Annotated in this window: 13 protein-coding genes; 11 read left to right on the plus strand and 2 right to left on the minus strand. The window is 38.2% G+C overall.

Features of this window, described 5'->3' with window-relative positions; all coding sequences use genetic code 11:
• Positions 1-35 precede the first annotated feature (35 nt).
• On the plus strand, positions 36-1,199 hold the full coding sequence (gene nhaA / locus C3V42_RS01880) for a Na+/H+ antiporter NhaA (RefSeq protein WP_164994208.1): 1,164 nt from the start codon (positions 36-38) through the stop codon (positions 1,197-1,199).
• 38 nt (positions 1,200-1,237) lie between these two features.
• Here the strand turns inward: nhaA and C3V42_RS01885 are convergent, their stop codons facing one another.
• Entirely contained in the window at positions 1,238-1,699 is a 462-nt protein-coding gene (locus tag C3V42_RS01885; RefSeq protein WP_106013448.1) for an Lrp/AsnC family transcriptional regulator, read from the minus strand.
• Between the two features lie 119 nt (positions 1,700-1,818).
• Between C3V42_RS01885 and rarD the strand changes: the two genes are divergently transcribed.
• Both rarD and C3V42_RS01895 read left to right on the plus strand, forming a co-directional pair.
• Entirely contained in the window at positions 1,819-2,709 is an 891-nt protein-coding gene (gene rarD, locus C3V42_RS01890) for an EamA family transporter RarD (RefSeq protein WP_164994209.1), read from the plus strand.
• 138 nt (positions 2,710-2,847) lie between these two features.
• Positions 2,848-4,266: a sucrose-specific PTS transporter subunit IIBC gene (locus C3V42_RS01895; protein ID WP_106013450.1), complete on the plus strand. Its 1,419-nt coding sequence runs from the start codon at positions 2,848-2,850 to the stop codon at positions 4,264-4,266.
• 103 nt (positions 4,267-4,369) lie between these two features.
• Here the strand turns inward: C3V42_RS01895 and uvrA are convergent, their stop codons facing one another.
• The gene (gene uvrA, locus C3V42_RS01900) at positions 4,370-7,201 is read right to left on the minus strand and encodes an excinuclease ABC subunit UvrA (protein WP_106013451.1); all 2,832 of its coding nucleotides are present in this window, start codon (positions 7,199-7,201) and stop codon (positions 4,370-4,372) included.
• A 151-nt stretch (positions 7,202-7,352) separates the two neighbouring features.
• On the opposite strand from uvrA, the gene C3V42_RS01905 reads away from it, so the two are divergent.
• From C3V42_RS01905 to focA, 8 genes are all read left to right on the plus strand, one after another.
• A complete protein-coding gene (locus C3V42_RS01905) occupies positions 7,353-7,859 on the plus strand; it encodes a single-stranded DNA-binding protein (RefSeq protein WP_005638876.1) in 507 nt (168 codons plus the stop codon).
• Positions 7,860-8,057: 198 nt separating this feature from the next.
• Complete coding sequence (gene pyrG, locus C3V42_RS01910) at positions 8,058-9,695, plus strand: CTP synthase (glutamine hydrolyzing) (protein ID WP_106013452.1); 1,638 nt, start codon at positions 8,058-8,060, stop codon at positions 9,693-9,695.
• 190 nt (positions 9,696-9,885) lie between these two features.
• Positions 9,886-11,196 (plus strand): phosphopyruvate hydratase, encoded by a 1,311-nt coding sequence (gene eno / locus C3V42_RS01915; RefSeq protein ID WP_005635098.1) that lies wholly within the window; start codon positions 9,886-9,888, stop codon positions 11,194-11,196.
• Positions 11,197-11,267: 71 nt separating this feature from the next.
• Complete coding sequence (locus C3V42_RS01920; protein WP_106013453.1) at positions 11,268-11,906, plus strand: NUDIX hydrolase; 639 nt, start codon at positions 11,268-11,270, stop codon at positions 11,904-11,906.
• Between the two features lie 8 nt (positions 11,907-11,914).
• Positions 11,915-12,334: a DUF2251 domain-containing protein gene (locus C3V42_RS01925; protein ID WP_106013454.1), complete on the plus strand. Its 420-nt coding sequence runs from the start codon at positions 11,915-11,917 to the stop codon at positions 12,332-12,334.
• A 12-nt stretch (positions 12,335-12,346) separates the two neighbouring features.
• The gene (locus C3V42_RS01930) at positions 12,347-12,928 is read left to right on the plus strand and encodes a hypothetical protein (protein WP_106013455.1); all 582 of its coding nucleotides are present in this window, start codon (positions 12,347-12,349) and stop codon (positions 12,926-12,928) included.
• Positions 12,929-14,110 (plus strand): glutathionylspermidine synthase family protein, encoded by a 1,182-nt coding sequence (locus tag C3V42_RS01935; protein WP_106013456.1) that lies wholly within the window; start codon positions 12,929-12,931, stop codon positions 14,108-14,110.
• A 285-nt stretch (positions 14,111-14,395) separates the two neighbouring features.
• The gene (gene focA / locus C3V42_RS01940; RefSeq protein ID WP_106013457.1) at positions 14,396-15,250 is read left to right on the plus strand and encodes a formate transporter FocA; all 855 of its coding nucleotides are present in this window, start codon (positions 14,396-14,398) and stop codon (positions 15,248-15,250) included.
• Positions 15,251-15,254 lie beyond the last annotated feature (4 nt).

A 15,254-nucleotide genomic window follows, 5' to 3' on the forward strand; every position in this document is an offset into this window, starting at 1 on the left:
TAATTTTTTGTTATTAGTTTTTGAAGGGGGATTACGTGTTACAACTTATCCAGCGATTTTTAAAATTAGAATCTGCCGGTGGAATTTTATTACTTTTATCTGCTGTAGCTGCAATGTTATTGGCCAATTCACCATTAAGTGAACAATATAATAACTTCTTAAATTTACCCGTAAGCATACAAATTGGCCATTTTGCAATCGATAAAACATTAATTCATTGGATCAATGATGGCTTTATGGCTGTATTTTTTATATTGGTCGGTATGGAAGTCAAAAAAGAATTATTTGAAGGCTCACTTTCTAGCTACCAACAAGCTATTTTCCCTGCTATAGCCGCAATAGGAGGAATGATTATTCCTGCTATCGTATATTGGTTCATTGCTAAACAAGATCCTAGTTTAGCGAATGGTTGGGCGATTCCTATGGCAACAGACATAGCCTTTGCTCTTGGCATTATGGCGTTACTCAGTAAACAAGTTCCACTTCCACTCAAAATTTTCTTGCTAGCGCTCGCTATTATAGATGACTTAGGTGCTATCGTTGTCATAGCCCTATTCTTTTCACATGGATTAAGCGTGCAAGCACTCTTCTTTTCAGCTATCACTATTATCGCATTAGTTTTATTAAACCGATTCAAAGTTTCTGCACTATGTGCCTACATGGTTGTTGGGGCAATTTTATGGGCTTCCGTTTTAAAATCAGGCGTTCATGCAACATTAGCTGGCGTAATTATTGGCTTTTGTATCCCATTGAATGGAAAAAATGGTGAAAAACCACTACATGATTTTGAACATATCCTCGCACCTTGGTCGTCATTTATTATTCTGCCTCTATTTGCTTTTGCTAATGCCGGAGTAAGCTTTGAAGGACTCGATTTCACAATGCTCTCTTCCCCGTTATTATTAGCTATTGCACTTGGCTTAATTATAGGCAAGCCAGTAGGTGTTTTTAGCTTTAGCTATATCTCCGTAAAATTAGGTTTAGCCAAATTACCTAACGGTGTTAATTTTAAACAAATTTTTGCCGTTGCGCTTTTGTGTGGAATTGGCTTTACAATGTCAATGTTTCTCGCAAGCCTTGCATTTGAGGCTGACGCAGGTGAAACTATAAACACTCTATCAAGATTAGGTATTTTATTAGGATCAACTATTTCCGCCATCATCGGCTATTTTTGTTTAAAACAAACGACAAAGCCTTAGCATTATAATTGCAAAGTGCGGTGATTTTTTACCGCACTTTATAACACAATACCACTATCCGCCTTTGTAAAATTCATTACAAATAAACTTTTGAAAGTACGCACATGATACTCCCCTGTTAAAACACGACGAGTAAACGCATGATAACTTTCCATATCTTTAACATGTAATAGCAACATAAAATCATAATCTCCAGAAATTTCATAACAACTGACAACATCTGATTCTTGTCTCATTTTACGCTCAAACTGCTCTTGATAATAAGAATGTTGATTGTTCATTTCCACCATCACAAATACACTAATTGTCCGTCCTACAGCTTTAGGAGAAACAATAGCCACTTGTTTAGTTATCACGCCTTTTTCTATTAAAAATTGAATTCGTCGTTGGCAGGTTGCAATAGAACTATTAACATTTACGGCCAATTCTTTTAAAGGTATTGTTGCATCTTGTTGTAATGCATTTAGAATATCTCGATCTAATCTATCAAGGGAATTCATAAAAATTTTTCTCACAAATCTGGCTAAGTGGATAAAATTTATCACAAAACTTCATAAATTGAGAATTTTTATTTCTATAACAACCTATAATAATTTCATCTTCAATGATGGAGCTTTCAATGAAATTAATGACTCAAGGCATATTGCTTTGCATCTTTTCTCAACTTTTATTTGGTATCCTTTATTTATTCAGCTTATGGTTACAACCATTAAGTGGAACTGACGTTTTCGCGTGGCGAATGGTAACAATGATATTTGGTCTATTATTGATTTTATTTCCGACAATTGGTTATAAATCAATTTTACATTTAATAACCAACATACTTGGCTATAACTGGAAACGTTGGATACTTTTCTTACTCGGTACACTTGATGCTGGAAGCCAATTTTGGCTCTTTATGTGGGCACCGCTTAATAATGAAGGTGTAAATATTGCTATGGGATACTTTCTTTTTCCGCTTGTGATGGCTCTATTTGGAAGAATTTGGCTTAAGGAACAATTATCATCCACTCAAAAAATTGCTTTATTACTTGCCGCTTGTGGTGTATTCCATGAACTCTGGCATACACAAAGTTTTTCATGGACAAGCCTTTGGGTTTGCGCAGTATATCCCTTCTATTATTTAAGTAGAAAAGCCATGAAAATTCCTGCCTTGCAAGGCATTACCCTTGATGTAATCTTAATATCCATTCCTTCTATCATTTATTTATCTTACCAAAGCGATAGTTTGTCTTTGATTCTTCATAATTTTCACTACTGGTACTTATTACCAGCACTAGGAATTGTCAGTGCAGTTTCACTTTCTGCAAATTTAAAATCTAGCCAGCAAATTCCTGTTAGCATTTTTGCCGTATTAAGCTATATCGAACCAGTCTTATTATTTTTAGTTGCAGTATTTATTTTAAATATTCCAATGACGATAAGTGACTACTTCACCTACGTTCCTATTTGGCTAAGCTTAGGCTTGTTAGGATTAAATGGATTAATAAAAAAGCGAGATAATTATTAATTACATTATATGATTACTTACTATCAGCTTTGTTCCTCTATAACAATAGAATTCCCCTTATAGGATCATTTCACACTAGCCTGTTTTAATCCTTTCGGCTAAAATCGCGCCATTTCTATTTAAATGAGGAGAAAATCTATGAACTTCCCGAAAATAGCTGAACAAGTGATTGAAAAACTTGGTGGTAAAAATAACATTGCTACAGCAGCTCACTGTGCAACACGTTTACGTATCGTATTAAACGATGAAAGCAAAGTGGATAAAGAAGGTATCGAAGCAATTGAAGGGGTAAAAGGCCAATTCTCTGTGGCAGGTCAGTACCAAATTATTTTTGGCTCAGGTACGGTCAATAAAGTTCATGAACAACTTACTAAACAACTTGGTATTGGTGATGTAAGTAAAGCTGAAGTTGCAGAAGCTGCCTTAGGCCAACAGAATTTACTACAACGGATAGTAAAAGGTTTAGCCGATATTTTTGTCCCAATTATTCCAGCTATCGTTGCCGGAGGTCTATTAATGGGACTTTATTCAATGCTAACCTCTATCGGTTTCTTTTGGGATAATCATTCTGTTGTCACAAAGTATCCTGAAATATCTGATTTAGTTGATTTCATCAATACAATTGCAAATGCACCGTTTGTATTCTTACCTGTATTACTTGGTTTTTCAGCAACACGTAAATTTGGTGGAAATCCCTTCTTAGGCGCAGCATTAGGTATGCTTTTAGTCCATCCTTCATTATCTGATGGCTGGAATTATGCAAAAACATTGATGGAAGGAAATATTAAATACTGGAATGTATTTGGTCTTGAAATTGAAAAAGTTGGCTATCAAGGAACAGTTATTCCAACAATTATTTCGGCTTGGGTATTAGCAACATTAGAAAAGAATTTCCGTAAATTTATACCATCTTATTTAGATAACTTAATTACCCCAATGTTTTCACTTTTTATTGCGGGTTTCCTTGCATTTACGGTAATTGGTCCATTTGGTCGAGAGGCAGGCTCTCTTATTTCAGCTGGATTAACTTGGTTATATGATACATTAGGTTTCTTTGGTGGAGCGATTTTCGGTACTTTATACGCACCAATTGTCATTACGGGTATGCATCAAACCTTTATCGCAGTAGAAACTCAATTACTTGCCGAAATCACACAAACTGGAGGAACATTCATCTTCCCGATTGCAGCAATGTCAAATATTGCACAGGGCGCAGCTTGTTTAGGTGTAGCCTTAGCATTAAAAGATGCCAAAATTCGTGGATTAGCTGTACCTTCAGGTATTTCTGCATTATTAGGTATCACAGAACCCGCTATGTTTGGTGTAAATTTACGTTACCGCCAAGCATTTATTGCTGCTATGATTGGTTCTGGGTTAGCTAGTGCATTTATTGCATTCTTTAACGTAAAAGCGATTGCATTGGGTGCCGCTGGTTTCTTAGGTATCCCATCTATCAAACCGGACAGTTTGGCAATGTACAGTATAGGAATGGTTATTTCATTTGTTGTAGCATTCAGCTTATCTTTCTTATTTGTAAAACGTGCACATACTAAATAACCTCATTACATCAAACAAATCACAATAAGAATCAAAAAGATAAATTTCTGCTAGAAATATATCAAAAAATAACCGCACATCGGATCAAAGTGCGGTTATTTTCTTAACGTTTTTCCAAAATTGGTTTAAGGAATCTGGCCGTATGAGATCCTTCAACTTTAGCGACTTCTTCAGGCGTGCCAGTCGCAATAATTTGCCCGCCACCGCTTCCGCCTTCAGGGCCAAGATCGACAATCCAGTCTGCCGTTTTAATCACATCAAGATTGTGCTCAATTACGACGATAGTATTTCCTTGGTCGCGTAATCGATGCAGTACTTCAAGTAATTGCTTAATGTCAGCAAAATGCAAACCAGTTGTCGGTTCATCTAGAATATACAAGGTTTTACCCGTATCACGTTTAGAAAGCTCAGTCGCTAGCTTAACGCGCTGCGCTTCACCACCTGAAAGTGTTGTGGAAGATTGACCTAATCGAATATAGGATAATCCCACATCCATCAATGTTTGTAATTTTCTTGCAATCATTGGAATCGCATCAAAAAACTCGCGAGCCTCTTCCACAGTCATATCTAAAACTTGATGAATCGTTTTACCTTTATAACGAATTTCTAAGGTTTCGCGATTATAGCGTTTACCTTTACATTGGTCGCAAGGGACATAAACATCCGGTAAAAAGTGCATTTCCACTTTGAGTACACCATCGCCCTGACAAGCTTCACAGCGCCCACCACGAACGTTAAAGCTAAAACGCCCCGGATTATAACCACGCGCACGCGCCTCTGGCACTCCTGCAAAAAGTTCACGAATCGGGGTAAATAAGCCTGTATAAGTAGCTGGGTTTGAACGTGGCGTGCGTCCAATCGGGCTTTGGTTAATATCAATAACTTTATCGAAATGCTCTAATCCCTCGATAGACTGATAAGGTGCGTAATCCGTTTTTTCTGCTCGATTTAATGCATTTTGCGCAAGTGGAAATAAAGTATCATTAATGAGTGTTGATTTTCCTGAGCCTGATACACCGGTTACGCAAGTAAATAAACCAACGGGAATATCTAAATTCACATTTTTTAAGTTATTCCCTGATGCACCTTTAAGTTTGAGCCATTTTTTCTTATCAAGTGCGGTGCGTTTTTTAGGAATTTCGATTTTATCTGCGCCCGATAAGAATTTTCCTGTGATGGAATTTGGATTCAGCATAATTTCATCAGCATTTCCTTGCGCAATAACTTGCCCGCCATGCACGCCCGCTCCAGGACCGATATCAATAATATGGTCAGCTGCACGAATCGCGTCTTCATCGTGTTCCACGACAATTACCGTATTACCAAGATTACGCAGATGAATTAATGTGTTAAGTAAGCGTTCATTATCACGTTGGTGCAAGCCAATAGAAGGTTCATCTAATACATACATCACACCAACAAGCCCCGCACCAATTTGGCTAGCAAGGCGAATACGTTGTGCTTCACCGCCTGAAAGAGTTTCAGCAGAACGAGAAAGAGAAAGATAATTCAAGCCAACATTGACTAAAAACTGCAAACGCTCACGAATTTCTTTAAGAATTTTTTCCGCAATTTGCGCTTTTTGACCAGTGAGAGAAAGTGCGGTGAAAAATTCGAGCGTTTCACCAATACTTTTTTCCGCGATCATCGGTAAATTCGTTTTTTCGATATACACATTACGCGCTTCTGGTCGTAAACGAGATCCACCGCAGTCTGCACAAGGTCGATTACTAATATTTTTCGCTAATTCTTCCCGCACCGACATTGATTCCGTTTCTTTATATCGGCGAGCCATATTATTCAAAATACCTTCAAAAGGATGCTTGCGAATAACCACATCGCCACGATCATTCATATATTGGAATTCAATTTCCTCTTTGCCTGAGCCATGCATAATGATGTGTTGAATTTTCTTTGGCAAAGATTCATAAGGGGCTTCAACATCAAAATCATAATGTTTCGCCAATGAGGTGAGCATTTGATAATAATAGAAATTTCGACGATCCCAACCTTTTACCGCACCACCAGCAAGGGAAATAGTTGGATTTTGTACCACACGATCTTCATCAAAATATTGTTGCATACCCAAACCATCGCAAGTAGGGCAAGCTCCGGCTGGATTATTAAAGGAAAATAAACGAGGTTCTAATTCTGGCACAGAATAACCGCAATGCGGACAAGCAAAATTTGCCGAAAAAACTAATTCTTCCGCTTTCGGATTATCCATATCTGCCACAATCGCGGTGCCACCTGAAAGCTCTAATGCTGTTTCAAAAGACTCAGCTAAACGTGTTGCTAAATCTGACCGCACTTTAAAGCGATCCACCACTACTTCAATAGTATGTTTTTTCTGTAACTCTAATTTTGGTGGATCAGATAAATCGCAAATCTCGCCATCAATACGCGCACGAATGTAACCTTGTGCAGCAATATTTTCTAAAATCTTAACGTGTTCGCCTTTTCGATTTTTTACAACTGGCGCAAGTAACATCATCTTGCTGTCTTCTGGCAAACTTAATACTTTATCCACCATTTGACTAATCGTTTGTGCAGTTAATGGAACATCATGATCTGGACAACGTGGTTCACCTACTCGAGCAAACAATAAACGTAAATAATCATAAATTTCCGTAATTGTTCCCACCGTAGAACGTGGATTGTGTGAGGTAGATTTTTGTTCAATCGAAATTGCAGGGGAAAGTCCCTCAATAGAATCCACATCAGGCTTTTCCATTAAGGATAAAAACTGACGCGCATACGCCGAAAGAGATTCAACATAACGGCGCTGACCTTCCGCATAAAGTGTATCAAACGCTAAAGAAGATTTTCCCGAACCTGAAAGCCCTGTGATCACCACAAGTTTATTGCGTGGAATAGTTAAATTAATATTTTTCAGGTTATGGGTTCTAGCCCCGCGAATATCGATATTTTCCATAAAATAACTCAAAAGGATGAAATAAGTTTAAATTCTGCGATCATTATCGCATATTTTAATATCTGTGCAAATATCCAGTTAAAATATATAGATCTTTTGCAAAATTTCAGGCAAAATAACCGCACTTTTAAGATAAAAAATGAGGTTTTTTATGGCTGGAGTTAATAAAGTCATTATTGTGGGTCATCTAGGTAATGATCCTGAAATTCGTACCATGCCAAATGGCGATGCCGTAGCAAATATTAGCGTAGCGACTAGTGAAAGCTGGAACGACCGTAATACTGGCGAGCGCCGTGAAGTAACGGAATGGCACCGCATCGTATTCTATCGTCGTCAAGCGGAGATTTGCGGTGAATATTTACGCAAAGGCTCTCAAGTATATGTGGAAGGTCGTCTAAAAACGCGTAAATGGCAAGATCAAAATGGTCAAGATCGTTACACCACAGAAATTCAAGGTGATGTAATGCAAATGCTTGGTGCGCGCAATCAAAACGCAGGTGGCTACCCTAGTGATATGGGAGCTGCACCACAACCCTCTTACCAAGCTCGTCAAACTAACAATGGTGGTAGTTATCAATCATCTCGTCCAGCGCCACAACAAGCTGCACCACAGGCTGAGCCACCAATGGATGGATTCGATGACGATATCCCGTTTTAATTAAAATAATTTGAAAACCATCTTTTGATGGTTTTCTTTTTTCTCTGGGTTTTCATTGAGATAATTTTCTAAATCAGGTAAACTGCCGTCCCGTCTTTGATAGCTAGTTATCTTCGATTTTTGACCACACTTTTGGTTGATTTTGTCTGTAAGATGATTAGCTATAATCATTTATATCCAATACAGATTAGGTTCCCTATGGCTACAAATTATATTTTCGTCACTGGCGGTGTGGTTTCATCGTTAGGTAAAGGCATTGCGGCGGCATCATTGGCGGCAATTTTAGAAGCTCGTGGTTTAAACGTAACCATTATGAAATTAGATCCATATATTAATGTAGATCCAGGTACGATGAGCCCAACCCAACATGGGGAAGTTTTCGTCACTCAAGATGGCGCAGAAACAGATTTAGACTTAGGTCACTATGAGCGTTTTATTCGCACGAAAATGACTAAACGTAATAACTTCACCACAGGTAAAATTTATTCTGAAGTATTACGTAAAGAGCGTCGTGGCGATTATCTTGGTGCAACAATTCAAGTGATTCCACATATCACCAATGAAATTAAAGATCGCGTTATTGCAGGTGCTCAAGGTCACGATGTTGTGATTGTTGAAGTAGGTGGTACCGTTGGTGATATTGAATCACTCCCATTCTTAGAAGCATTACGTCAATTAGCCGTTCAAGTTGGTCGTGAACACACGTTATTTATGCACTTAACTTTAGTGCCTTATATTCCAACGGCGGGTGAAGTAAAAACTAAACCAACCCAACATTCTGTAAAAGAATTGCTTTCTATTGGTATTCAACCTGATGTGTTGATTTGTCGTTCAGATCGTATGATTCCGCCAAATGAACGCGCGAAAATTGCTTTATTCTGTAACGTTCCGGAACGCGCAGTCATTTCATTAAAAGATGTAAATTCGATTTATCAAATCCCAGCATTATTAAAATCTCAAGGTTTAGATGATTTTGTCTGTGAACGTTTCCGTTTGACTTGCCCTGAAGCGGATCTGTCTGAATGGGAGCAAGTGCTTTACAAACAAGCCAATCCAGTGGGTGAAGTGACCATTGGGATGGTGGGTAAATATACTGAGTTACCCGATGCTTATAAATCTGTAAATGAAGCATTGAAACATGCAGGTTTAACGAACCGTTTAACCGTTAACATTAAATATATTGATTCCCAAGATGTTGAAACCAAAGGTGTTGAAGTATTAAAAGGCATTGATGGCATTCTTGTTCCAGGTGGATTCGGTTATCGTGGTGTGGAAGGTAAAATTCGTACCGCACAATATGCACGTGAAAACAAAATTCCTTACTTGGGCATTTGTTTAGGTATGCAGATCGCATTGATTGAATATGCACGTAATGTAGCAGGTTTAACTAAAGCCAATTCGTCTGAATTTGATAAGGATTGTGAACAACCTGTAGTTGCATTAATCACAGAATGGCAAGATGCGGATGGTAATACAGAAGTGCGTACCGATGAATCAGATCTTGGTGGAACAATGCGTTTAGGCGCGCAGCAATGTCATTTGGTATCAGGCAGCCGTGCTCGTGAGCTTTATGGCAAAGAAACCATTGAAGAACGTCATCGTCATCGCTATGAAGTGAACAATACCTTGCTTCCACAAATTGAAAAAGCAGGATTGAAAGTAACGGGTTTATCTGCAGATAAAAAATTGGTAGAAATTATCGAAGTGCCAAATCATCCTTGGTTTGTCGCTTGTCAATTCCATCCAGAATTTACTTCTACACCTCGTGATGGTCATCCGTTGTTTGCAGGCTTTGTAAAAGCAGCCTATGAAAATCACAAACAATCTGTGAAGTAATGGATTAAATTAGAGTAAAAAGAGCGGTGAGAAACAATGAATTTTTTCACTGCTCTTTTATTTTGTAAAAATAGATAAAGATCAAAGCATACGCATTTTTTACAAGACAAAATCTCAAAATAGCTTTATCATATCGCCTGTTTTAGGCTCGCCTAACCCGTTTTAATTAACTTAATTGAGGAAAATAAAAATGGCAAAAATCGTTAAAGTGATTGGTCGCGAAATCATCGACTCACGCGGTAATCCAACTGTTGAAGCTGAAGTTCACTTAGAAGGTGGTTTTGTTGGTTTAGCTGCGGCTCCATCTGGTGCATCAACTGGTTCTCGCGAAGCATTAGAATTGCGCGATGGTGACAAATCTCGTTTCTTAGGTAAAGGCGTATTAAAAGCGGTTGCCGCAGTAAACGGCCCAATTGCTGAAGCAATTCTTGGTAAAGATGCGTCTAACCAAGCTGAAATCGACCAAATCATGATCGATTTAGACGGAACCGAAAACAAATCTAACTTTGGTGCAAACGCAATCTTAGCGGTATCTTTAGCAAACGCAAAAGCAGCTGCAGCATCTAAAGGTTTACCACTTTACGCTTACATCGCAGAATTAAACGGCACACCAGGCGTTTACTCTATGCCATTACCAATGATGAACATCATCAACGGTGGTGAGCACGCAGATAACAACGTGGATATCCAAGAATTCATGATTCAACCAGTTGGTGCGAAAACATTACGTGAAGCGCTTCGTATCGGTGCTGAAGTATTCCACAACCTTGCGAAAGTATTAAAATCTAAAGGCATGAGCACAGCAGTTGGTGACGAAGGTGGTTTCGCACCTAACTTAGCATCTAACGCAGATGCTTTAGCATGTATCAAAGAAGCAGTAGAAAAAGCAGGTTATGTATTAGGTAAAGACGTGACTTTAGCAATGGACTGTGCATCTTCTGAGTTCTACAACAAAGAAACTGGCAAATACGAAATGAAAGGCGAAGGCCGTTCATTCACTTCTCAAGAATTCACACACTACCTTGAAGAATTAACTAAACAATACCCAATCGTGTCTATCGAAGATGGTCAAGATGAATCTGACTGGGAAGGTTTCGCATACCAAACTAAAGTGTTAGGTGACCGTGTTCAATTAGTGGGCGACGACTTATTCGTAACTAACACCAAAATCTTAAAAGAAGGTATCGAAAAAGGTATCGCAAACTCTATCTTAATCAAATTCAACCAAATCGGTTCTTTAACTGAAACTTTAGCAGCAATCAAAATGGCTAAAGATGCAGGTTACACCGCGGTTATCTCTCACCGTTCAGGTGAAACCGAAGATGCGACTATCGCTGATTTAGCGGTGGGTACAGCAGCAGGTCAAATCAAAACTGGTTCTATGAGCCGTTCTGACCGTATTGCGAAATACAACCAATTAATCCGTATCGAAGAAGCATTAGAACGCGCGGGTACTCCAGCGGCATTCCCTGGCTTAAAAGCGGTTAAAGGTCAAGCGTAATTCACGCTGAATTTACTGTAAAATCTCACCGCACTTTGTATAAAAGTGCGGTGTTTTTTTAGGGAGTTTTTATGAATACTCAATCTAATTCATTGCTTACTGAACCTTGGTTATCTTGGGCGACTGAAATTCAAAGTATTGCACAAAGTGGCTTGGCTTATTGTAAAAATATTTATGATATAGAACGCTATGAGCGACTTCGAGATTTAGCAGCTGAAATGATTAGCCATAAAATGGCAATACCAAAAGAAACAGTTAAAAATCTTTTTTGTAATGAGGATGGCTACCAAACTCCAAAAATAGATACTCGGGCAGCGATTTTTCAAGGCGATAAAATTTTGTTAGTGCTAGAAAATGATGGACTTTGGTCATTGCCTGGGGGATGGGTTGATGTATTGGAGACACTTCATAGTAATACAGTAAAAGAGGTGTATGAGGAAGCAGGGCTTGATGTGAAGCCAACTTTTATTATTGCAATCCACGACCAGCATAAGCATAACTATCCACCTTTGGCTCATCATGTACAGAAGGCTTTTATTATGTGTGAAAGATTGTCAGGTGAATTTAAGAAGAACAGTGAAACGCTAGAGTCTGCTTATTTTTCCTTGGATAAACTTCCACCAATGAATGATGCAAAAAATACGAAAGCTCAAGTAGAGCTTTGTTTTCAAGCATATAATAGTTGCCATTGGATTACACAATTTGATTAGGAAAGATTATGTTACATTTAACTTTAGAGGATGAACTCTTTTTAGGAACGCCAAAGCAAGTGGGAACGCATTCTACGGTATTTGGGCATTTTGCTGTAATGTTTGAAGATGACGGTGAAACGGGCTATTTTTATGCACTTGATATGCGTCAAAATGCTCAACCGATAGTGGATATGTTGCATGTGTATAATGTTGATTCAACCTCTAATCATCATGAAGCGCGCAAACTTGAAATTTGTTGGGATGAGAGTGGTTATTTAGCATTGTTGCTTATTAATGGCTATCCTCATGCCGTATTTGATTTTGCTCGTTTAGTCGGCTATAACAGCAATAAATATCCACAACCAGATTTAATGAGTATGTGGACTCGTGAAGAAATTACCAATAAACAGGCCGAGCAATGGCTAGGCGTGAAAACCATTCGATAAAAATTGAGAACAATGAAAAAGAAAAATCAGATTTTAGTTAGTTTATCTATTGTGGCCTTATTAGGAGGCTGTTCAGAAGAACAAGTACAACGTGATGTGTATCAGTCTTTAGACGATTGTTTAGCGGATTGGAAAAAAATTGAGCTTTGTGAGGCAGATAAAAATACCGAGAGTACTCAGAAAACTGAAACCACACCACAGCAGGGGCTTGGTTTAAATATTCGTGATAATGGTAATGAAGAAAGTGCGGTAAAAAATCCAGCTGAAAATAATGCACAAGCGAATCAAAGCGAGAACAATGCCGAATCAACTGCAAAAGCTGAAAGTACCGATCCTTCTTTAGGGGCTGCGATTGCTGGTGGCGTTATGGGGTATATGGCGGCTCGTGCAATTAGTAGTTTCCTTGGACCAAGTTATCATCCTGGAAATCGAGCTGTCACCACGCCAACAGGGCAAGTTGTGCAACCGCAAACAAATCGTTCTGTTGGAAAACCAATGCTTGTGAAAGGAAATGCAGGAAGCATGAATAGCAAACCTGTATCTCGTGGTGGTTTTAGTAGCCCAAATAATACTAATCGTAGCAATGGGGGCTAAATGAAACGTGTAACAGGGTTTCCTACTCGACCAGATATGGTGCAACAGCTACTTAATGTTGGGTTTGATTATTATAACTTGCCTTCCAGTGATGGATCTCATTATTGGTCTGATAATGTCGCCTATGAATTTACCTTAGCGGAAATTGATCGCATTGAGGATACCACTAATGAATTACATTCAATGTGTTTAGATTTTGCGGCAGATGAAATTAAAAAAGGCGATTATGAAAATTATCGTTTTACAGAGTTGCAAAAACAGCTTATTGAAACCTCTTGGCGTAACCAAGATCCTTATTTATATGGGCGTTTTGATTTTGGCTATGATGGCGACAACCTAAAAATGTTTGAATATAACGCCGATACGCCAACATCTTTGTTGGAGGCTGCAGTTGTTCAATGGCAGTGGTTGGAGCAAATTGAGGGCTTGAAACATCGTGATCAATTTAACTGGATTCATGAAGAATTAATAAAACATTTCCAATTTTTGAAACAACAAAGTGGCAAAACAGATTTCCATTTGAGTGCTATGCAGGATGCTGGTCGCGAAGATTGGGGCAATGTGGATTATTTAGCTGATGTGGCTTATAACGCAGGTTGGAATATTCATCAATTAGCAGTGGAAGATATTGGCTATAACAGCGAAACAAAAAAATTTGTAGATTTAAATGATCAGCCTATTGAAATGTTATTTAAATTGTATCCTCTGGAATGGCTAAGCCACGCTGAGTTTGCTCGTCATATTACAGTAGCTCAAACACTATTTATTGAACCAGCGTGGAAAATGTTGTTAAGTAATAAAGCACTATTGGCAAAACTTTGGGCACGTTATCCTAATCATCCGAATTTATTGCCTGCTTATTTTACGCCCTTCGAATTACCAAAAGATTTATCGATGTGGGTGAAAAAACCATTGTTAGGTCGAGAAGGTGCCAATGTCTTCTATTATGAGAAAAACAATGGTGTAGAATTTGCAGCGAAAGGAAGCGAACATTCTACGTTTTATGGTAATTCAGGTTATGTTTATCAACAAAAATTTGAATTGCCGAGTTTTGATGGAATGTATCCCATTATCGGCTCTTGGGTTGTGGGTGATGTGGCTTGCGGTATGGGGCTACGCGAAGATTTTACTGCAGTGACAGGGAATGATAGCCATTTTATACCTCATTATTTTGTACCTTAATGTGTCCTAAGTATTGCTAAAATAACCAGAAAACAAACCGCACTTTTGTCTTTTTTGATAAAAGTGCGGTTATTTTTTTACCTAAAAACTATTACTAAAGAGTTATGGTTATTTTATCTGAAAAAATCTTGCAAAATATCAAATTTTGTTAGAATAAATCGTAGCATTTCTTTGAAATGAAAAATTAAAAGAGTAAAATATTCCAGGTAGTAGAAGTATTTGAAGTTGTAAACATATTAGAAGTATTAAATTTTCATCAATTTTTTTAATATTTGGAGTTTGATTATGGCATCAGAAATTCAAAAACTGTCTTCTGTTGCACTCACACCTGTTGAAGCAACGGATTGTGCAGAAAGTACAGCTACTTATAAAGCAAATAAACGTCCATTTTTATCGTTTATGTCTGGTATTAGTGCTGGAGCTTGTATTGCTTTAGCTTTTGTATTTTACACGACAACACAAGCTGCTAGTGCCGGAGCACCTTGGGGACTGACCAAATTAGTGGGTGGGTTAGTATTCTCATTAGGTGTGATTATGGTGGTGATATTAGGATCTGAATTATTCACCTCTTCTACTTTAACCTTAGTTGCCCGTGTTGGTGGTAAGATAACCACAACGCAAATGATCCGAAATTGGATTGTCGTATATTTAGGTAACTTTGTGGGCGGCTTATTTATTGCTGCAGTGATTTGGTTTGGGGGGCAAACCATGGCAGCAAATGGCCAATGGGGTTTAACAATTCTTGCAACCGCCCAACATAAAATTCATCACACGTGGTTTGAAGCATTTAATCTAGGTATTTTATGCAACATTATGGTATGTGTGGCGATTTGGATGTCTTATTCTGGTAAGACTGTTACAGACAAAGCTTTTATTATGATTATGCCGATTGGTTTGTTTGTTGCGTCAGGATTTGAACACTGTGTGGCTAATATGTTTATGATTCCGATGGGAATTATTACGGCACATTTTAGTACTCCTGAATTTTGGCAACAAATCGGCGTTGATCCGATGAAATACGCAGATTTAGATTTGTATCATTTCATTGTGAAGAATTTAATTCCCGTAACGTTGGGAAATATTGTCGGCGGGGCAATTTGCATGGGTGTATTCCAACGTTATTTAACCAAAACGCATTAAAGAT

Source organism: Haemophilus sp. oral taxon 036 (assembly GCF_002998595.1).
GTDB lineage: Bacteria > Pseudomonadota > Gammaproteobacteria > Enterobacterales > Pasteurellaceae > Haemophilus > Haemophilus haemolyticus_K.

Bases quoted from the DNA above. Each gene is read 5' to 3' on its own strand.
- C3V42_RS01885 (WP_106013448.1), bottom strand. From the start codon at position 1,699: ATGAATTCCCTTGATAGATTAGATCGAGATATTCTAAATGCATTACAA.
- rarD (WP_164994209.1), top strand. From the start codon at position 1,819: ATGAAATTAATGACTCAAGGCATATTGCTTTGCATCTTTTCTCAACTT.
- C3V42_RS01895 (WP_106013450.1), top strand. From the start codon at position 2,848: ATGAACTTCCCGAAAATAGCTGAACAAGTGATTGAAAAACTTGGTGGT.
- uvrA (WP_106013451.1), bottom strand. From the start codon at position 7,201: ATGGAAAATATCGATATTCGCGGGGCTAGAACCCATAACCTGAAAAAT.
- C3V42_RS01905 (WP_005638876.1), top strand. From the start codon at position 7,353: ATGGCTGGAGTTAATAAAGTCATTATTGTGGGTCATCTAGGTAATGAT.
- pyrG (WP_106013452.1), top strand. From the start codon at position 8,058: ATGGCTACAAATTATATTTTCGTCACTGGCGGTGTGGTTTCATCGTTA.
- eno (WP_005635098.1), top strand. From the start codon at position 9,886: ATGGCAAAAATCGTTAAAGTGATTGGTCGCGAAATCATCGACTCACGC.
- C3V42_RS01920 (WP_106013453.1), top strand. From the start codon at position 11,268: ATGAATACTCAATCTAATTCATTGCTTACTGAACCTTGGTTATCTTGG.
- C3V42_RS01925 (WP_106013454.1), top strand. From the start codon at position 11,915: ATGTTACATTTAACTTTAGAGGATGAACTCTTTTTAGGAACGCCAAAG.
- C3V42_RS01930 (WP_106013455.1), top strand. From the start codon at position 12,347: ATGAAAAAGAAAAATCAGATTTTAGTTAGTTTATCTATTGTGGCCTTA.
- C3V42_RS01935 (WP_106013456.1), top strand. From the start codon at position 12,929: ATGAAACGTGTAACAGGGTTTCCTACTCGACCAGATATGGTGCAACAG.
- focA (WP_106013457.1), top strand. From the start codon at position 14,396: ATGGCATCAGAAATTCAAAAACTGTCTTCTGTTGCACTCACACCTGTT.